The following is an 18,146-nucleotide window of genomic DNA, read 5'->3' as shown; positions in this document are numbered from 1 at the left end:
TCGGACAAAGACATCATCGAATACTACCGTACACGATTCCAGATTGAGTTTTGCTTTCGGGATTCCAAGCAGTTTACCGGACTCAATGATTGTCAGGCAAGAGACTTGAGGAAACTCGACTTCGCTTTCAATGCTTCACTGGCCTCGGTAAACATCGCAAAGGTCATGCGGCAACGATACTATCCGTCGCTTTCCATCGGACTGCTAAAGGCCTATCTGAGTAATATTTATATGCTCAAAAGATTTTTTAGCAAGTCCGGTCTGAAACCGAACAGAACTTTTAATACTAAACTTATCAAAGAACTCTTTGGCATAGTGGCAGAAGCCGCTTAGCCGATATGTTGAATTTTTAACGGACTATTAATACTATACTACATCCTTAAACATAATAGTGTGGGAATTTAAGCTTCAAAGGAACGATAAGCGGCGCTATAAGATAACAATGGTGACGCTGAATAACACCTCAGCATCACCATCATAATTCACTCTTTTATAACGACATAAGCATCCGAAGTATAGCGAGTGACACCACATCTCAAGAAACTTTATTTGTAACTACTCTTTGGGTATGAACATACTGATCCCTATCGGGTAATGATCGGAAAGATAATCGTTGTCCGGACCGTTATAAATCTGTGCATCTACGCAATCAGGACGCAGGTTGTCGGTTACAAATATGAAATCGATTCGCTCCTGCTGACGGCGCAGCGCCTCTCCTTTCGGTGAACTGGTTAATATACGGGTAGGGTAAGAATAACGTTGGTTATCAGGAGTGAACATATAACAAATGTCATGCAACGAAGCTGCCATAAAAGTAGAAATCACAGCATAATTCTCCAGATGTTCATCCGTCCATGAGGCATCGAAAGGAGAATGGGCATTCATATCACCCATCAACAGGCAATTGGTTAACTGATTTTTATTGATGTAATTGATAATATTATCGGCTTCCTTTTTGCGTTTTAACCGATCATGAGGATTCAAATGCGTCACCAGGAAATCCATATTCAGGACTTTGCAATGTAACAGGCCATGGCCGTAACCGTCAATCTTTCTGTCGACAACCTTGATAGGCGTTTTCGAAGTAAGCCCGACCGGATAGCCGTTTTCCTTTACGATTGCGGCATAAGGATGACCATAAGAAGCTGCCAGTTCTTTCAGTTTCGCCTCGGTGAAGCCACAAAGTTCGTTCAAGGCCAGTACATCGGGGGATTGTTCTTTGACCCAGGCGGTAAAACGGGCGATACGATCCTTATCCGAACCGTTGCTGAAACCATCCATGATGTTGTAGGAGATGATCTTTATCTTTTGACGGTCGGTGCGCCAGTCACGTTCATAGGTACTTGAAGTCTGAGCATTCAGACCGGAAATAAAGAATAATGCAAAAAGGAAGAGAATACATTTGTTATTAGATAACTGTTTCATTGTTATTTCTGATATTAGATTAATACTATGTTATTTAGAGAAGTGCCCCCAAAGTGCTATTTTTAAGTGTTTACCACCGACACTTCCTTGAATGCATAGCGCCTCACTTCTCCGTTATCCGTTTTCAGAATCAGGTGTCCTGTGGGTTCTATTCCCTGGATACAAGCTCGGAAGACACCTTGTTCATCCCAGTAAGGATGAAAGCCGTCACCACGATACAGGGCTGCCATATAAGCACTCCGAATCTCTTCCTCCTTTTCCTGGAGCAGACCGAGGTAGCGGTCGTAAAGACGCTTCAGGAAACTGTTCAGGATTTCCTCCCGGTCATATTCCCGACCCGTTATCTGTACCAGTGAAACAGGGTTCAAAGCATCACTCAGAAACTCCCGCTGGTTTATATTAATACCGATACCTATCACGGAACAATACAGGGAATGCCCTGTCAAGTCGTTCTCGATCAGCATGCCGCATATCTTTTGGTCATGCCAGTAAATGTCGTTCGGCCACTTCACCGTTATACCGTCCACATAAGCATCAAGCGTTTCCTTTACGCTCAGTGCGGCTATCTGAGAGATCAGGAACTGACGATTAGCCGGAAGAAAATCCGGATACAGGATAACGCTGAACATCAGATTCTTTCCCGGTTCCGACTCCCAGGTGTTACCGACCTGACCCCGTCCGGCTGTCTGGTATTCTGTAACAACGATACTCCCTTCCGGTAAGGGTTCTTTTCCTACCAGTCCGCGGAGATAATTATTTGTAGAGGTTGTTTCTTCGAGCCGGATAATACGCGGCTGTTCATTTTCTTCATTCATCGTATGCTTCTCTTATTTTCTTCGGTAGTTTGGCTATTACCTCACGATAGGAATGGCGAATCCAGTGGCGGATATCGTCGTCGGACATGTCGCGTTCCAGATAAACCCCGTTCCAGTATTTCTTATTAAAATGATAAGCTCCCTCGACTGCTGCATAACGGTCGCGCAATTCTTCCGTATAGTCGGGATTACATTTCAAGGCTATATACGGCTCCTCTGCGTCCAGGGGCAAAAGGGCATACATCTTGTTCTCCACTTTAAAGACGAGCGAGACATCATCGAAAGGAAAACACTCGGTAGCGTTTTTCAACGACAAACAATATTCACGGGCTTCTTCTATATTCATACGTTTTCTCTGTTTTCTATTTTATCGGGACGGAGCGTAGAAAGCATCGTCTATATGCTCGATCCGGAAACCATCCTTCCCTTTTACCAGGGTGATGATGTCGAAACGGACTGGCAAATCCAGGTTAAAATAACGGACGTAGGCATCTGCCGCCGCTACAATACGCCTGATCTTTTTATTATCGACAGCTTCTTCGGGCGAAAGGAGATAATCTTCCGAGCGGGTTTTCACCTCTACGACAACCAGTTCCTTCTCCTTGACGGCAACAATATCCAGTTCGTAATGATGCCATCTCCAGTTGGTATGCAAAATCGTGTAGCCCTGACGGATCAGATAATCGCGTGCCCTTGCTTCACCATCCCTGCCTAAATCGTTTTGTTCAGCCATCTTATTAATTTGCACAAATATACTGTTTTTCTTTTTTATTTGGGCTTTCACTTGTACATTTGCACAATATGGCATTAAAACGGAAATATTCACCACCCCAACCCAATCGCCCGAGGGTGCATAAGGTTACTTTTATGCTCAACGATGAAGAGCAGAAGGCTGTCGACCGCTATCTTGCCAGATATAATATCGAAAACAAATCCCGCTGGTACCGGGAGACAATCCTTTCACATATACTCAAGACACTGGAGGAGGATTATCCTACCCTCTTCAAGGAAACAGAAATGAGAAGATGAATCCATTTAACGACGAATATTTTATGAAACAGGCGTTGGTGGAGGCACGTGCTGCCGCCGACGAAGGAGAAGTGCCCGTAGGGGCCGTTGTTGTATGTAACAATCAGATTATTGCCCGAGCCCATAATCAGACGGAGCGGCTGAACGACCCGACCGCCCATGCGGAGATGTTGGCCATTACGGCAGCCGTAGGCGTACTGGGTGCCAAGTATCTGACTAATTGCAGTCTTTATGTAACGGTAGAACCCTGTATCATGTGTGCCGGCGCCATCGGATGGTCCCAACTCAGCACCATCGTATATGGGGCAAGCGACGAGAAAAGAGGCTTTCAGCAATATGCGCCGAAGGCTTTCCATCCCAAAGCGATAGTAAAAAAGGGAGTAATGGAGAAAGAGTGTGCGGAAGAGATGCAGAAATTCTTTAAGTCACGCAGATAAAAACAAATCAGGTACAAATTACGTGGCTTTCATAACCGTGTAATCTGTTCCTGAATAAATTGTATATACTTATTTTACTTCTTCGAAATCGACATATTCGCCCTCTTCTTTAGTAAAGATCTTCTTGCGATTGGCTGCGGCATAATCTTCCTCTGCGGTATCATGCGACTGACGCTGCCCACCGGAGTAACTACTTGTCTGACGACGCTGTTCCCCTTTCTTTGCATTGCTGCTTCCGCTACCAAACAACATATTCTTAAATGTACGCAGGATAGAGAAACCCATCAGGAATACTAACAGGATGAAGAAGAAAAACATTACAAACAAAAACTTAAACATAATATTATTCGTTACTTAGTTGGTTTATAAGAGAAACACATAGACCAGACCTCTTGTTTATTGTCTTTTGTTAAAAATAGACAAGAGGATATAGAGAAGAATTGTTCCCGCTATACCAAGCATACCGAAAAAGGCAACGAACAGGACTGCGCAACCCACTAATATATAGCGTCTTTCATTACCTTTCCATGCAACCGACTTGATCTTTAACGAGAACATAGGGATCTCAGACACAAGCAATAAGGAGGTAGCCAACGCCACCACCAGCGTAACCACAATAAATAAGACATTATTCGCCTGGCTCAAAGGGGACAATGAATATCCGACCGAAGCCCAGAATAACGCATGTGCCGGAACCGGCATACCGATAAATGAAGTTGTCTGCCGCTCATCAATATTGAATTTGGCAAGACGCAAACCGGAGAAAGCAGGAATCACGAAAGCCAGATAAGGAATATAACGCCCTATCTCGACTAAAGGGAGGCTTGCCTGTCCCAGCATGGAGAATACGATCATACCGGGTGCCACTCCGAAACTCACCATATCCGACAATGAGTCCAACTCTTTTCCCATCGGAGAATAAGCCTTCAGCAAACGGGCGGCAAAGCCGTCGAGAAAATCGAACACGGCAGCAATGATGATCCATATGGCAGCCCACAAATAATTATCCTGCAAAGCCATCACAGTGGCGATGCATCCTGATACAAGACTCAAACAAGTGATTGTATTGGGAATATGCTTTCTTATATTCATTCTTTCGTATATTTTCCGGATTCTATTCGCACGGGCATTTGCTTAACCGTGCAATCGGTGTCTGGTTACCGGTCACCTTCTGATCCATCTCAATCAAGACTTCGGTTCCCACCGGCAAATAAACATCTACACGCGACCCGAATTTGATAAAACCCATCTGTTCATCCACGTGACATTTTTCTCCAACCTTGGCATACGTAACAATACGCCGGGCAAGTGCTCCCGCAATCTGGCGTGCCAGTACATCCACCCCATTCTTGGTTGTGATAACAACGGCCGAACGTTCGTTCTCGGTACTGCTCTTCGGCAAATAGGCCGCCATGAACCGTCCGTTATTATGAGAGACATGTTTCACAGTGCCGTTTACCGGAAACCAGTTGGCATGTACGTTAAACACGGACATAAAGATAGATATCTGCAAACATTTCCGGTGAAGGATCTCGTTTTCCATCACTTCCTCGATTGCTACGATCGTACCGTCGGCCGGTGCAATCACCAGACCTTCAGAGTCGTAAGGGAAACGACGAAACGGACTGCGGAAGAAATTCAGGATCAGCAGGAAAAGAATAGTCGAAACTGTCGCAACAGAATAGAACAGCACTCCCTTACCTACGGTATGGTATAATGCGACATTTACGACAAATAAAACCGTAAATAACGTAAGTAGCAGGCCTGTTCCTTCTTTATGTACTTTCATCCTTCTTCTTAAACTGCGTTTTTATTACAATTTGCAAAAGTATTCATTTTTACGGAATAACAAAACAAATAAGATGACAAATCAGTTGACTGCGGACAGATGCGAAGCCGGACTGTCAACCGGGAGTCATCAACTGTCTACAGATTCGATAGTTCCCAGTTCCACATACCACAGGTAACCCTCTACCTTTTCATATCCCATCTGCCGGATCAGTTTCATATAATTCTTCACCTGGTTATGATATCTCTTATCCTGAATTTCACCGAATTTATAGTCGATCACCACGACTTTATCTTCCGATATCATGACCCGGTCGGGACGTTTGGACAATCCTTTTCCGAAAAGGATATCGACTTCATTCAGCACACGGGCCGTCCCGTCATACCAAGGATGCACTTCCGGCATTTCCAGCAATTCTTCCAGCCGGACAATCAGCGACTCTGCTTCATCCTTATTGATGACACCGGCCAAACGATAGCTTTCGACGGCCGCGGGGATATCTTTTTGTGTCCGTATCTGACTGAGCACCTCGTGCATCAGGGCACCGTGTTTACGACGGGCATTATCAAAGAAAAAGCCTTTGCCATGCAGACGAAGCTGTAAACGGTCGTCGGGGGAAATAGAGTTGATACGAGCCATCGCGATCTCCTCGGGACTGTGTCCATCCTGCTTGGCTACCGCGGGATGCCACCAACTACCCAGTTCAAAGATCCCTTCTTTCGTATCAAAAGAAGAAGGCAATGAAACAAGCGCGTCTCCTTCCCGGGTATCCTTCACCTCCAGATACAAGCCTGCCCATAAAGCATCGGCCATGGAAGAGATCTTTTCGACTTCGCCGGTCTCTTCCTTTATCTTTTTCGGACGGGGAGCAAAAACGATCAGTTCGTCTTTGGAGCGGGTGAAAGCGACATATAATGTATTCAGATTATCAATGAAAGCATGCAATCGCTCACGGAAATAGTCTTCCGCAAAAATGGTATTCCCCAGCGACTGGCTATAGCGAACAGGAACCAGATGCAGCCGGTTGAACGGCTTGGTTTCCGGTTTGCACCACAGGATAACCGGTTTGCTGGGCTTATGGTCTATCTCCCAGTCACCGAACGGGATAATGACGACCTTGAATCCGAGTCCTTTCGACTTATGGACGGTAAGGATACGGATGGCATTCTGCGCATCCGGGGTAGCGATTGTTTTACGGTATCCCGTCTCATCCCACCATTTCAGGAAGCGAGTCAGATCGGCACTTTCTTTTTGGGTATACTCCGATACCATATCGAGAAACGCCTGAACGAAGACCTGTTCGTTATCCTGAAATTCTCCGGAGAAAAGACGGAAAAGTCCTTCTGATATTTCATACAGCGACTGGCGGGAAAGAGTCTGCAACTCCGATGCAATCTCCGGCGGAAAAGCCAGACCGGAAACGGTTACGGAATATGCCTCCGAGAGATTCTCGTCTTTCGTCGCTCCCTGTAAAATCCGGTAAGAGTACAAGGCTGTCTGTTCATTGATTTTATCTTCCGGATTTCTCAGATACCGTAACAAGGCAACCATAAAACGGACTGCCGGCGATCCGCTGACAAACAGGGCGTCGTCGGAGATTATGTCGTAATGATAACGGTCGGAAGGGTTTGCCTCCTTATAAGAAAGCAGCTTTTCAGCCACCATCGCCCCTTCCATATTGGTACGGACCAAAATGGCGATATCCTTCAGGGCATAACCGTTATCCTGTAATTGTTCCACCACACCGGGCAGACGGTCCAGGGCCTCTTCTTTCCAGTCTTTCTCTTCATCACCGGCAAGAAATTCTATTTTGACATGGCCGTCTTTCTGTTTGAACGGCGGCGGAACCTGTTGATAACTTTTCGTATAAGCCGACATGATCTTTGTCAGATAGGCGGCACGCTGTTCTTCACTCAGCGAAGAGGTCAGCAGGCTTTCGTTATATACGCTTTGCAAGACACCGGGGATAGCGGTAAAGAACGTATTATTAAATTCAACGATATTCCGGCAGCTGCGCCAGTTTTCCTTCAATGTTTCTTCCTGTACTTCTTCCTGCGAGAAATCGGCTTGCACCTGTTCATCCAGCAATTTCCAGTCGGAGTTGCGGAAGCGGTAGATACTTTGTTTTACGTCTCCCACAATCAGATTGGCCCGGTCGTGTGCCAGGCTTTCTTCGATCAGCGGACGGAAGTTGTTCCATTGCATACCGCTGGTGTCCTGAAATTCATCAATCATATAATGATCGACGTGCGTACCGGTCTTTTCATAGATGAACGGGGCATCGCTGCCTCCGATCACTTTATTCAGCAGCTCGGTCGTATCGGCAATCAGCATGACATTCTTTTCCTCCCGATAGGAGGCTATCTGGCGGGAAACGTCGGTCAGGATACCCAGAGTATAATAATAACGTACGATTTCACGGGCCGTATTATAAGCGGTCAGATTAGAGAACAGGGCGATGATACGTTTGATACAATCATTCAGACCGTCTTCAAAAACACAACCGATGACCTGACGCATTCCTATCGGAGTTGTTTTGGTAAAACAGCCTTCCAGATTATCGGCTAGGCCGATAAAGGTGGCTGTCGGCTCTTTCATCTCGCCTTTCGCCAGACGGTCCAGCAGGGTGAGCGGAGAACGGCTTCCTCCCTTAAAATCGGTTGTACGGATAGCATACTTATTGAGTAAAGCAAGACCGCTCTCGCCCAATCGTTTCGCTTCGGCTTCTACCGAACGGATAATACCGAATAATTCATTTTTATAGTTTTCGAGTGCTTCCTTATCCTCAATATCTTTAGCCACTTCTTCACTGGAAGCCTTGTAGCTTTCCTTAAAAACTTCACGGCTCAACGACATGATATCTTTACGGAGATTCCATTCGCCTCCATTCTCTATCTTATCTTCGGCGAAACGAAGCAGCCAGCCTAACAGTTTCTTGCTTTCCGGCTTTTCAAGATCCGCCAGCAGGTTATCGACAGCTGAAGTGAGCACCAGCTCCTGGTCCATTTCAATGCCATAGCCGCCCTGCAAACCTATTTCACGGGTAAAAGCACGCATAGTCTGCTGGAAGAAACGGTCGATGGTACTGATATTGAATGCCGAATAATCGTGCAGGATATCGGTTAATATCTTTTTTGCCTGTTTACGGACTTGTTCTTCGGTCAGCGCATAGGTAGCCCGCAAAGATTCCACATAATCAGACTTACGACCGGAAGAGAGGTTGTAAAGTTCCTCCACAATACGGCCTTTCATCTCATCGGTAGCCTTATTGGTAAACGTCACCGCCAGGATACGGCGATAAGCTCCCGTCCCGCCAAACAGCAAGGTCAGGTATTCACCAGTCAGCTTATGGGTTTTTCCGGCTCCCGCCGAGGCTCTGTAAACAGTCAGCATAGTTTTAATTATTAATGAGAGGTTTTAAATTAGAAAAAATTGAGCTATATGCTAATTATTGAATTGAACCAATTAGCGACGGTGTCTTCAGGCTGTAGGCCTGTAACAAACTAGCCCAGGGTTCTACCCCTGGGTCCCCTTGAATCCTTCTCTTTCTGAGGCACCCTGTAGGGGTGCGACAAGATTGAAAAGGTTGATATTTATCTTGTCCCGTCCCTACAGGGCGGAAAGACAGGAGCGGGTTTTCATAAACCCAGGGTTAGAACCCTGGGCTGGTTTGTTAAAGCCTTACAGGCTTACATTGACACCGTAAGGGCGGTTCGCGAATCGCCCCGACCAACGACACTACATTCAAACCTGACAAATATTGAATCTCCTCAAATAATCCGGCTCTTTACATAGCCTTCCTTTTGGAGGATTTCAAGTACTTTCTGACGCAAATCTCCCTGTACGATGATTTCTCCGTCCTTAGCGGAACCGCCTACCCCGCATTTTACCTTCAGGAATTTACCTAAAGCCTCCATATCCTCTGTCGTACCACGGAATCCGGTCACCAATGTAACGGCTTTACCACCCCGGTTCCGCTTGTCCAGCGAGATACGCAATTGTTGTTTCTCTTTGGGAAGTGTATCTTCTTCTACCTCATCCCCTGTATTATATTGAAAATCCGGATTGGTGGAATACATCACCCCCAAACGGTCTTTCCAGTCATTATTCTTCATAATTCATTACATTTTATTTGGTTCAAAACTACAAATTAACAGCGGGATAAGCAAAAGAACGGAGAATAATACATATCTTTGCTTGAAACAGACTGATTTTCATAACTATTTTAATTATCACACTAGTTCGTATGAAAAGACTTTTTTTCATATTATCCCTTATACTACTGATTGATCGTTCCATGTATGCCCTGCCGGACGATAAGGACGATTATATTTTAGTTATCCATTCCATCAACTTTAACGAAGTATGGACGCAAGGTATTTACGAAGCAATCAATAAGACTTTTTCCCAGGAACATATAACAGTGCTTGGCGAGGAGTTATCTATCCCTGCTATAAAAGATACGACAGATGTAAATGAGAAACTGGAAATATTACGTAATAAATACCCCACCCCTCCCAAAGTCGTTGTTTGCATAGGCGATCCGGCCTGGTTGCTCTGCCGTCCCCTTTTTGATAATGAATGGAAAAATGTACCTTCCATCATCTGCCATTCACAGGAACTGGTCCCGATAAAAATAGAATATTTACTGAAAAGAGACCTGGAAACTATCGAACATATGGCTCTTACGGAAGATGAGATAAAAGGATACAATACAACCAGACTGATCCAGCCCCTTTTCGTAAAAGAGACCATTGAAACAATAAAGAAGCTACAGCCTGAACTGAAAAAAATAATCTTTATTTGCGACAACCGCTACATCAGTTTATATACCAAGCAGGAGCTTTCAAAAACAATACAGGCAAATTATCCCGAGTTAAAACTGGAAGTGTTGTCCACTCCAGCCCTCTCTACCGAAAATCTGCTGGACAGCTTAAGTATATATGACCAGAAAGCAGGCATCATCTATTACTCCTGGTTTGTCTTCAAGAACTCCAAAGAGAATCATTACCTGATCGATAACGTGCAAAAGATGACCAACAGCTTTTCCCTGCCACCGGTCTATCTTCTGGCAGACCTGAACATCGAGACCGGCAATTTTGCCGGGGGACATTATATCTCGGAAAATGATTTCAGCGAATCTGTTATTGCCACCGTCCGGTTAATATGGCAAGGAACCGCAGCCCGGGATATCCAAACCCATATCGGAGGGGAGCCGCACACCTATCTCAATTACCAGCATCTGCTCAACCACGGCATCGAACCGTCCCGCTTTCCACCCAATGCCATTTATTACCAGCAGCCACCGACATTCTTTCAGAAATATAAAATACATCTGTTCAGTGCATTTGCAATCATTATCCTGCTGGCGACAATTGCCGTCCTGCGCTTCCGGCTTTATATCCAGAAACTAAAACAGGAAGATGAACGCCGCGAAAAGGAAAAAGCGGAAGAGGCTAACCGGCTGAAATCTGCGTTCCTGGCAAACATGAGCCACGAAATACGCACTCCGCTCAATGCCATCGTCGGCTTCTCCAACCTGATCGCCCATTTGGAAAGTCCGGAAGACACTGCCCAATTCTGTAATATCATCGAGACCAATAACGAGCTATTGCTCCAACTGGTCAACGACATACTGGATTTATCAAAGATAGAGGCCGGCCAGTTGGAATTTACCTTTTCCAACATCAATGTTTCTTCGTTGCTCACAACACTGGCGCAGACATTCAAAAGCCGGACAAAGGAGGAAGTAACCCTGGAATGTTCAATACCCGGACATCCCTGTTTTATCTATTCGGAAAAGACACGCCTGACACAGGTCATAACCAATTTTCTGACCAATGCCTGCAAATTCACTTTCAGAGGAACTATAAGAATGGGATATGAAGAAATAGAGGGCGGCCTGCGTTTTTATGTTTCCGACACCGGCAAAGGTATTTCCAAAGAAAACCTTCCGCACGTGTTCGAACGTTTTGCCAAATTCGACAATTTCATACAAGGTACAGGACTGGGATTATCTATCTGCCTGACAATTGTAAAACGTCTGAACGGAGAGATCGGAGTCGAATCGGAAGAGGGGAAAGGAAGCACCTTCTGGTTCACCATCCCCTGTGAAGTTCATCATAAAGACATTGTCATTTCTGAATCAAGACAGTAGCATAAGCGGCAATTCCTTCCTGGCGTCCGGTGAAGCCCAGCTTTTCCGTGGTAGTCGCTTTGATGGATATATCCTCTGCATCTACTCCCATCACTTCAGCCAATGTCTGTTTCATCAGCGGGATATGCGGATTCAATTTCGGTTTTTCAGCTGCTATCGTTGCATCTATATTACCTAACGTATAGCCGGCATCACGAAGCAACTCCATTGTTTCATATAGTAAAACTTTACTGTCAATGCCTTCATACTCTTCAGCCGTATCAGGAAAATGATAACCGATATCGCGCATATTGGCAGCCCCCAATAAAGCATCACAAATGGCATGTATCAACACATCCGCATCGCTATGCCCTTGCAACCCCATTGAATGTTCGATTCGAATCCCTCCTAACCATAACTCACGGTCAGCGACAAACGCATGCACATCATAGCCGAAACCAACCCGTATCTTCATAATTTTCAGTTCTTAATTTTCAATCTTCAATTATCTGAACAGGTTCTTTATCCCGTCCATATCAAACGACAGTGTGAAACGAAGTGTCTGGTCCAACGGGTTACTCTGAACGGTACTTACCAGATAGGCTGCATCCAACTGGAATACACTCATGCGGAAACCGGCTCCGACAGAGAAATACTGGCGGTTACCCTTATTGGCATTCTCATAGAAATAACCTCCACGAAGGAAAAACTGCTCGTTATAGCTATACTCGGCACCGATCGAGACCATTACTTCCTGCAATTCACCCTTGAAACCGTCAGGCGAGTCACCGAAAGATTTGAAGATACCGGAGATACCGGATACATTATTATAATCTTCTTTTTTCTTATCGTATTCGGCTTTCTCTTCATCCGTATACCCTTCCTGCAAATAAGGCAGACTCGGAACCAGATATTTACTCAAATCCAGATACAAACCGATCCGGTTATAATCATCGATCGGATACAGCAAACCGGTACCCAGACGAAGTGTTGTCGGAATAAATTCATTATGTTCTCCCCCGTCATAAGAGATTTTAGTACCAATATTAGACACATTGAAACCGAAACTCCACAAACATTCACTGTTACCCAGGATCACATATTTCTCCAGATAACCCGCAATATCCGCAGCAAAGGCATTACCGGGCACGCGGCTTTCATCAGCCGGGTCGGTTCCCATATCCGAACGGATATAACGCATAGCCACAGCCATCGAAAAAGATTCAGACAATTTACGGCTATAACTTACATCGAAAGCCATTTCATAAGGGCTTACCGAATAACCCGTCTGTTCGCCGGTCAGCGGATTATAGGGTACATCTCCCAACGAGAAATAACGCAAGGAAGCACCGACAGCCTGCAAATCGCTATCACCGATTTTATAGTAACCGGACAGATTCGCCAAAGCCACATCATTGACCAACTTACGCAACCAGGGAGTATATGATAAAGAAACGCCTGCCTTACTATACATAAACGCATATTTAGCAGGGTTCCAATATTGAGAGTTTATATCGGGAGTAGTCGACGCCCCGTTATCACCCATACCACCACCACGTGCATCAGGTGCAATTGATAGCGAAGGCACTGCAGTATTAACCGGAGCAAATGTATTTTTCTTCTGAGCCCACACGGATAATACAGCCAAAAGGCTGAATACTACTATAAATGTACTGATTCTTAATTCTTTTATCATACTATATCTGTTAAAAACGCGGTAAATAAAATTTACCCTACCAACATATAAACTGATTTTATATTACTTTATTGTGCGAGGATTATTAATTTCTTTGCGTCTGTTGCCTCTTTGGAGCCACCCGAGCTGATCGCCGCACGATAAATATACACCCCGGGACGAAGGCATCCTCCCCGGTTATTCGTCAGATCCCAGGTTACCGTATAGGACTTGAACAGTTCGGAAGCGCCGGTCTCCTGATGCTTCCATTGCAGACGCCCCATCATATCGTACACCATGATACCGACTGTCAGCTGGCTTTCCGGACGATTATGGAACAAATGGAACTCCACCTGTTCACGTGCCGGACTGGGGGATGCCGTCAACTCCAACAGATAAGGCTTCAATCCCTCGACTACCTCAAATTCAAATTCATATGTCGTCGAATTGTTCTGTATATCCCAGACTTTAAACTCTGCGGTATGGATTCCCGGCGTTAAGGCAGGGATCAGGTATTTCGCGATCCCTTCTCCGTCACTTCCCGGAATCAGTTCATAATAACTGTTCAGATTAAAGCTGAACGAAGGATCACCGTCGATAATCAGCATCATATCATGACCGATGCTGCTACCCGTTATATTCACGCCACTCTTATCCCAAAGACGCGCCACAAAGAACGGGGTTGTATTAACCTGGCCACCACTGACGAATGTCGAATCGTTCAGGTATAAAGCACGGACTTCGGGCCCCTCATGATCGTCTTCCGCGTTATCATCAGTTCCCCCGACCCGATAATTCAGATAAGCACCCTGCGCCTCCAGATTATTTGTCTCATCCGATGCGTAGAGGTTCATCTTACCGAACTCATTCGAATAAGAAATATCCTTCGGCACAGTAAACGTGAAACTGAACTTTCCGGCACGAACTGAATCATTGCCGATAAAAAGTATATTCGAATAATCTGTATATTTAAATTTCGTTCCGGTCTTATTATTATCCAATGTCTCATAAGATAAGCGGCTGTCCATAACGGTCGGGTTGAGCAGACCATTAAAGCCGGTTGCAATATTTCCTCCCGGATCCAACACTTCACCTTCCACCGTTATCTTCTGCAATGCTTTAAAATCGACCGGTTCGTCCGTTACCGGATTCCCGTTTATAGCAGTCACCCGCATCCGGTACTCCGGATAAGCCAGCTTTAATGCGGGGTCGCCGATCAAAGCGAATCCCAACTTATAGCGGCTGGAACCCAATGCCCGTTTGGTTGCTTTCATCACCTCACCCAACGTTAGCCGGCGTCCGTTCTTTTTCTCGAACAAGTTACGGATCAAGTTGTCATTAATAGAAAAGTTAGGACTGGAATAAGCCACACGAGTCGTAGTAAACAAACCGATGCCACCACTTACCTTATTCAGGAACACCTGCTCGCCGGCAGAAGTAACCGGAGCATCAAAACGGCAGAAGTCACAAGTCGCCGTAATCCACACAGGCAGACGGGTATAAGTTGATTTCGTTATATCACTTTCTGTCAATACCTTTTCATCACTCCAGGATACGGTATTACCATGACCTGTATAATTGATCAGCAACAATCCGTTCTTAAGCTGTTTCTGAAGATTCGTTTTTACATCGGGATAGGTACTTAAACCTCCGGAAAAGTCCTTTTTATAAGAATCAAAATAAATCTTGTTTACCATGAACTCCGGATGACTGGTATTTATATATTCGCCCAGATCATCAGCCTGTTGAGCATGCTGTATCATGTAACCGTCCGCATTACTTCCGTCATCTGCTACAAAGCAGACGTTATTCTTCCACGATCCGGTCTCTTTATTATCCATATAGTTGATAACCTTATCCACCATATTGGTCGCCTCGGCCAATGTCCGGACAGGGAAACGTCCGATACCGATATCCACTCTGGCTGACACTAACCCCTTTCCGTTATTGCTGTCATCCAGAAAACCGAAATAGTCATCTACCACATATGATTTATCATCCAAAGATTCCTCAGTCTGATAAGTCAGCAGCATATTGTTCTTTGCCACATTCTGCCAACTTGAAGTAATGAAGCGATTATCAAACGCCCCGTCACCGAAAAGAAGCAGATATTTGGGAGCATCGGCCTCCGAAGTCTGCCGGTCATAAAACATCTTCATAAAACGACGGTAGGCTGTCGCATCCGGGGTTCCACTGGAAAATTCATTATAAATCGCATCCGGAGAAACGACCTGAACGGTCAACCCGTCGCGGGTACGATGTGCTTCGGCCAGACGTTCTGCCTGCGAAGCCAAACCTGACTGAGCGATAATAACCATATCTGTCTGCGGCAAAGCATGCAAATCCTGATTCGTCACATCACCTATCACTTCAGGGGACGGTAATGTCTGGTTTCGCTGCACCAGGGCAAATTCCCTCAACGTTCCCGCCGGAATAGAGAAAGACAATTCGCTTCCGCTCAATTCCGTTTCCATCCGTTTCGGGTTCAACTTATCGGTCACATCAAAGACCAACGTATTCGCATTCGCATTCTGAATAACGAAACGGGAAGCGTTATTTACCGAAGCCAGGCTACGGAAAAAAGTACAGGCGTCATAGGGTTGCAGTTCACGTTTCATCTGCAAACGGATAAAATCCAGATGTACGTTCTTATGCCCTAACTGTCCGTATCTTACATTTACTTTCACATTTGTACTTTTGTCCCCCTTCCAATCCACGACCTCATATACCGAACGTGCCATAGTATACGTTTCACTACCACCCGTACTGCTATAAGAGATACTCCTTTCCAACACTTTGTTTCCATCCACGCTCATGGTCACACTTCCGTTACCACTTGTCGGCTTGGCGATAAAGCGCAACGTGACCTTACCGTCATCATTGGTTATACCGGTTATACCGTTAAATGAGAAGTCCCTTGAAAGAGTCATATCCATCGCTTCCCCAAAAAGTTCACGTCCTGAGTTATTAACGGAAACAAGGTCTTTTTCATGCAAAAGATAATCATCATAAGTCGTCACTTTCAGAGATGCACCGGCAGCAGACGCCACAGATTCCATTTCTTTTGTACCTGTTGCATCCGTCAGGAAGTAATAACCGTAATTGGAATAAGGGTTATTGGTATGGACAAAACTTTTTAATTCCTTGTTGTCGTACGTCCAGTCGGTAACACCGCAACCATAGAACAGCAAATAATCGTCACCACGCCAGACCGGCACGGCGGGCACATCGTCTATATAAGGTTTCGAGAAATCTTCATCTAACATACAACCGCCATACCCATGCACGGAAACCTTGGCAGGATCAGAGAACCCCATTCCACGCAGGTCGGCATATGTCAGTTTATAAAATCCTCTGTCTTCAACCTGTACCTTCACCCATTTGCCGGACGACAATGCGGAACTGGCTGCATATTTGCTACCATCCGCCCAGGCAGAAGTAAAAAAGCAGATACTTATTATTAATGTATATAGTATTCGTAGCATAGTCATTCATTTCCCGTTATCTCACGTGGAAATCCAAAAGCTTCCGCTCGCCGATATAGCCCTGCAAATGATCATCGATCTTAACCGGCCCTACACCCACCGGCGTACCTGTAAAAATCAAATCTCCTATCTTCAGGGTAAAGAAACGGCTCACATAAGCGATAATCTTGTCTACCGGAAAAAGCATATCCGAGGTATTTCCCTCCTGCACTTTCTGACCGTTTATATCCAGATGGAACGGGATACTGTTGATATCCCCAACTCTGTCCAATGGCACAAACGCCCCGATAACAGCCGAATTATCAAATGCTTTACTGATCTCCCAAGGCAATCCTTTCGCACGCAACTCTCTTTGCAGATCACGGGCGGTAAAATCGATACCGACTGTTACTTCATTATAGTAACGATGTGCAAAACGTTCGGCGATGTTCTTACCCAGCCGGTCTATCTTCACGACAATCTCCGTTTCATAATGTATCTCCGATGAAAAATCGGGAATGAAAAACGGTTTTCCATCCTTCAACAGGGAGGAATCGGATTTCATAAAGATAGTAGGCTCCGATAATTCTAACGAATGATGCAGCTCTTTATTGTGTTCTGCATAATTCATTCCTACTGCTATAATCTTCATTTCAGTGATTAATTGAGTTCAAGCGATTAAACATGACAGCCAGATGGGCATACATGGAAGTATTCTGTACTACAATATGTTCCGGGACACGGATACGGAACGGGGTAAAATTCCATAAGGCTTTGATTCCCCCGGCAATGATCTGCTCGGTCACCTCCTGCGCTTTATCGACAGGCACGGTAATAACACCGATCGTCGCCCCGAATTCTTTTTGCTTAGCAGGAAAATCATCCAAATGAAATACAGGAATGCCATTGACAACCGTTCCGGCCAGTTCCTTGCGGACATCAAATCCGGCAACGATCTCCAGACCGTACTGATTCAACCCGGTGTCCTGCAATAAAGCAGCTCCCAGGCTACCAACACCAAATAAAAAGGCCTTGTGCTGCGCGGTAAAACCTAAAAAATCCTCCAACACATCCACAAGGGCACAAATATCATAGCCTACCCTGGTTTTCCCCGAAATATTTACAAACGAAAGATCTTTCGCCACCTGGCTAGGATCTACATTAATTTCTTTAGCAATCTGGGTAGATGATACAAACGTCTCTCCCTTACCTTTCATCAGTTTCAGAAAAGCAAGATACCAGGGCAATCTCCGAAGCGTCGGCTCCGGAATTTTCCAGGCTTGTTTCAAGTCATCATTAGCCATTTTCTTTACATTATTAATGTAGCCTACAAAAGTACAATTTTGTTCCTAATCCTAGGCAAAAGCATGAGTTTT

17 protein-coding genes and 1 pseudogene are annotated in these 18,146 nt (G+C 45.2%); 4 read left to right on the top strand and 14 right to left on the bottom strand.

The window, feature by feature from the left end; all coding sequences use genetic code 11:
* Positions 1-333, top strand: a pseudogene (locus NBH15_RS12500) (transposase); the annotation flags it as partial.
* 222 nt (positions 334-555) lie between these two features.
* Here NBH15_RS12500 and NBH15_RS12495 read toward each other — a convergent pair.
* The 4 genes from NBH15_RS12495 to NBH15_RS12480 form a co-directional block, all read right to left on the bottom strand.
* On the bottom strand, positions 556-1,425 hold the full coding sequence (locus NBH15_RS12495) for an endonuclease/exonuclease/phosphatase family protein (RefSeq protein ID WP_250822782.1): 870 nt from the start codon (positions 1,423-1,425) through the stop codon (positions 556-558).
* A 62-nt stretch (positions 1,426-1,487) separates the two neighbouring features.
* The gene (locus NBH15_RS12490; protein ID WP_250822781.1) at positions 1,488-2,240 is read right to left on the bottom strand and encodes a biotin--[acetyl-CoA-carboxylase] ligase; all 753 of its coding nucleotides are present in this window, start codon (positions 2,238-2,240) and stop codon (positions 1,488-1,490) included.
* Positions 2,233-2,586 (bottom strand): MmcQ/YjbR family DNA-binding protein, encoded by a 354-nt coding sequence (locus NBH15_RS12485; RefSeq protein ID WP_128135153.1) that lies wholly within the window; start codon positions 2,584-2,586, stop codon positions 2,233-2,235. Before NBH15_RS12485 ends, NBH15_RS12490 begins: the two co-directional genes overlap by 8 nt.
* A 21-nt stretch (positions 2,587-2,607) precedes the next feature.
* Entirely contained in the window at positions 2,608-2,973 is a 366-nt protein-coding gene (locus NBH15_RS12480) for a YraN family protein (protein WP_186961078.1), read from the bottom strand.
* Between the two features lie 68 nt (positions 2,974-3,041).
* On the opposite strand from NBH15_RS12480, the gene NBH15_RS12475 reads away from it, so the two are divergent.
* Both NBH15_RS12475 and NBH15_RS12470 read left to right on the top strand, forming a co-directional pair.
* A complete protein-coding gene (locus NBH15_RS12475; RefSeq protein ID WP_009859950.1) occupies positions 3,042-3,269 on the top strand; it encodes a hypothetical protein in 228 nt (75 codons plus the stop codon).
* Positions 3,266-3,706 carry a nucleoside deaminase gene (locus tag NBH15_RS12470; RefSeq protein ID WP_044215086.1) on the top strand — a complete coding sequence of 147 codons (441 nt, stop codon included), beginning with the start codon at positions 3,266-3,268 and terminating at the stop codon, positions 3,704-3,706. The genes NBH15_RS12475 and NBH15_RS12470 overlap by 4 nt, the downstream gene beginning before the upstream one ends.
* A gap of 69 nt (positions 3,707-3,775) precedes the next feature.
* On the opposite strand, the gene NBH15_RS12465 is transcribed toward NBH15_RS12470, so the two are convergent.
* The 5 genes from NBH15_RS12465 to NBH15_RS12445 all read right to left on the bottom strand — a co-directional run bounded on the left by NBH15_RS12465 (position 3,776) and on the right by NBH15_RS12445 (position 9,610).
* On the bottom strand, positions 3,776-4,045 hold the full coding sequence (locus tag NBH15_RS12465; RefSeq protein ID WP_244050594.1) for a DUF4834 family protein: 270 nt from the start codon (positions 4,043-4,045) through the stop codon (positions 3,776-3,778).
* Between the two features lie 57 nt (positions 4,046-4,102).
* Positions 4,103-4,798: a CDP-diacylglycerol--serine O-phosphatidyltransferase gene (pssA, locus tag NBH15_RS12460; protein ID WP_250822780.1), complete on the bottom strand. Its 696-nt coding sequence runs from the start codon at positions 4,796-4,798 to the stop codon at positions 4,103-4,105.
* A 22-nt stretch (positions 4,799-4,820) separates the two neighbouring features.
* The gene (locus NBH15_RS12455) at positions 4,821-5,495 is read right to left on the bottom strand and encodes a phosphatidylserine decarboxylase family protein (RefSeq protein ID WP_009859954.1); all 675 of its coding nucleotides are present in this window, start codon (positions 5,493-5,495) and stop codon (positions 4,821-4,823) included.
* Positions 5,496-5,624: 129 nt separating this feature from the next.
* Positions 5,625-8,888, bottom strand: a complete 3,264-nt coding sequence (locus NBH15_RS12450) for a UvrD-helicase domain-containing protein (RefSeq protein ID WP_250822779.1) — start codon at positions 8,886-8,888, stop codon at positions 5,625-5,627.
* Between the two features lie 377 nt (positions 8,889-9,265).
* Positions 9,266-9,610 carry a translation initiation factor gene (locus tag NBH15_RS12445; RefSeq protein ID WP_046146108.1) on the bottom strand — a complete coding sequence of 115 codons (345 nt, stop codon included), beginning with the start codon at positions 9,608-9,610 and terminating at the stop codon, positions 9,266-9,268.
* Between the two features lie 131 nt (positions 9,611-9,741).
* On the opposite strand from NBH15_RS12445, the gene NBH15_RS12440 reads away from it, so the two are divergent.
* On the top strand, positions 9,742-11,652 hold the full coding sequence (locus tag NBH15_RS12440) for a sensor histidine kinase (RefSeq protein ID WP_250822778.1): 1,911 nt from the start codon (positions 9,742-9,744) through the stop codon (positions 11,650-11,652).
* Here NBH15_RS12440 and ispF read toward each other — a convergent pair.
* From ispF to NBH15_RS12415, 5 genes are all read right to left on the bottom strand, one after another.
* Complete coding sequence (ispF, locus tag NBH15_RS12435) at positions 11,630-12,106, bottom strand: 2-C-methyl-D-erythritol 2,4-cyclodiphosphate synthase (RefSeq protein WP_009859958.1); 477 nt, start codon at positions 12,104-12,106, stop codon at positions 11,630-11,632. The two genes, NBH15_RS12440 and ispF, sit on opposite strands and share 23 nt — an antisense overlap.
* 30 nt (positions 12,107-12,136) lie before the next feature.
* Entirely contained in the window at positions 12,137-13,327 is a 1,191-nt protein-coding gene (gene porV / locus NBH15_RS12430; RefSeq protein ID WP_244050591.1) for a type IX secretion system outer membrane channel protein PorV, read from the bottom strand.
* A 68-nt stretch (positions 13,328-13,395) separates the two neighbouring features.
* On the bottom strand, positions 13,396-16,791 hold the full coding sequence (gene porU, locus NBH15_RS12425; RefSeq protein WP_250822777.1) for a type IX secretion system sortase PorU: 3,396 nt from the start codon (positions 16,789-16,791) through the stop codon (positions 13,396-13,398).
* Between the two features lie 16 nt (positions 16,792-16,807).
* Positions 16,808-17,422, bottom strand: a complete 615-nt coding sequence (locus tag NBH15_RS12420) for a fumarylacetoacetate hydrolase family protein (RefSeq protein WP_128135159.1) — start codon at positions 17,420-17,422, stop codon at positions 16,808-16,810.
* A gap of 1 nt (position 17,423) precedes the next feature.
* The gene (locus NBH15_RS12415; protein WP_046146104.1) at positions 17,424-18,074 is read right to left on the bottom strand and encodes a redox-sensing transcriptional repressor Rex; all 651 of its coding nucleotides are present in this window, start codon (positions 18,072-18,074) and stop codon (positions 17,424-17,426) included.
* Positions 18,075-18,146 lie beyond the last annotated feature (72 nt).

Source organism: Parabacteroides caeci (genome assembly GCF_023656795.1).
Classification (GTDB): domain Bacteria; phylum Bacteroidota; class Bacteroidia; order Bacteroidales; family Tannerellaceae; genus Parabacteroides; species Parabacteroides segnis.
The sequence above is the reverse complement of the archived record's forward strand: the minus strand, read 5'-3'. Positions and strand labels throughout refer to the sequence as shown.

What these genes read in the sequence shown, in the direction of transcription:
- NBH15_RS12445 (WP_046146108.1), bottom strand. Translation starts at nt 9,610, where the DNA reads ATGAAGAATAATGACTGGAAAGACCGTTTGGGGGTGATGTATTCCACC.
- NBH15_RS12450 (WP_250822779.1), bottom strand. Translation starts at nt 8,888, where the DNA reads ATGCTGACTGTTTACAGAGCCTCGGCGGGAGCCGGAAAAACCCATAAG.
- NBH15_RS12465 (WP_244050594.1), bottom strand. Translation starts at nt 4,045, where the DNA reads ATGTTTAAGTTTTTGTTTGTAATGTTTTTCTTCTTCATCCTGTTAGTA.
- NBH15_RS12490 (WP_250822781.1), bottom strand. Translation starts at nt 2,240, where the DNA reads ATGAATGAAGAAAATGAACAGCCGCGTATTATCCGGCTCGAAGAAACA.
- ispF (WP_009859958.1), bottom strand. Translation starts at nt 12,106, where the DNA reads ATGAAGATACGGGTTGGTTTCGGCTATGATGTGCATGCGTTTGTCGCT.
- NBH15_RS12420 (WP_128135159.1), bottom strand. Translation starts at nt 17,422, where the DNA reads ATGAAGATTATAGCAGTAGGAATGAATTATGCAGAACACAATAAAGAG.
- NBH15_RS12470 (WP_044215086.1), top strand. Translation starts at nt 3,266, where the DNA reads ATGAATCCATTTAACGACGAATATTTTATGAAACAGGCGTTGGTGGAG.
- NBH15_RS12475 (WP_009859950.1), top strand. Translation starts at nt 3,042, where the DNA reads ATGGCATTAAAACGGAAATATTCACCACCCCAACCCAATCGCCCGAGG.
- NBH15_RS12415 (WP_046146104.1), bottom strand. Translation starts at nt 18,074, where the DNA reads ATGGCTAATGATGACTTGAAACAAGCCTGGAAAATTCCGGAGCCGACG.
- porU (WP_250822777.1), bottom strand. Translation starts at nt 16,791, where the DNA reads ATGCTACGAATACTATATACATTAATAATAAGTATCTGCTTTTTTACT.
- NBH15_RS12455 (WP_009859954.1), bottom strand. Translation starts at nt 5,495, where the DNA reads ATGAAAGTACATAAAGAAGGAACAGGCCTGCTACTTACGTTATTTACG.
- pssA (WP_250822780.1), bottom strand. Translation starts at nt 4,798, where the DNA reads ATGAATATAAGAAAGCATATTCCCAATACAATCACTTGTTTGAGTCTT.
- NBH15_RS12480 (WP_186961078.1), bottom strand. Translation starts at nt 2,973, where the DNA reads ATGGCTGAACAAAACGATTTAGGCAGGGATGGTGAAGCAAGGGCACGC.
- NBH15_RS12485 (WP_128135153.1), bottom strand. Translation starts at nt 2,586, where the DNA reads ATGAATATAGAAGAAGCCCGTGAATATTGTTTGTCGTTGAAAAACGCT.
- NBH15_RS12440 (WP_250822778.1), top strand. Translation starts at nt 9,742, where the DNA reads ATGAAAAGACTTTTTTTCATATTATCCCTTATACTACTGATTGATCGT.
- porV (WP_244050591.1), bottom strand. Translation starts at nt 13,327, where the DNA reads ATGATAAAAGAATTAAGAATCAGTACATTTATAGTAGTATTCAGCCTT.
- NBH15_RS12495 (WP_250822782.1), bottom strand. Translation starts at nt 1,425, where the DNA reads ATGAAACAGTTATCTAATAACAAATGTATTCTCTTCCTTTTTGCATTA.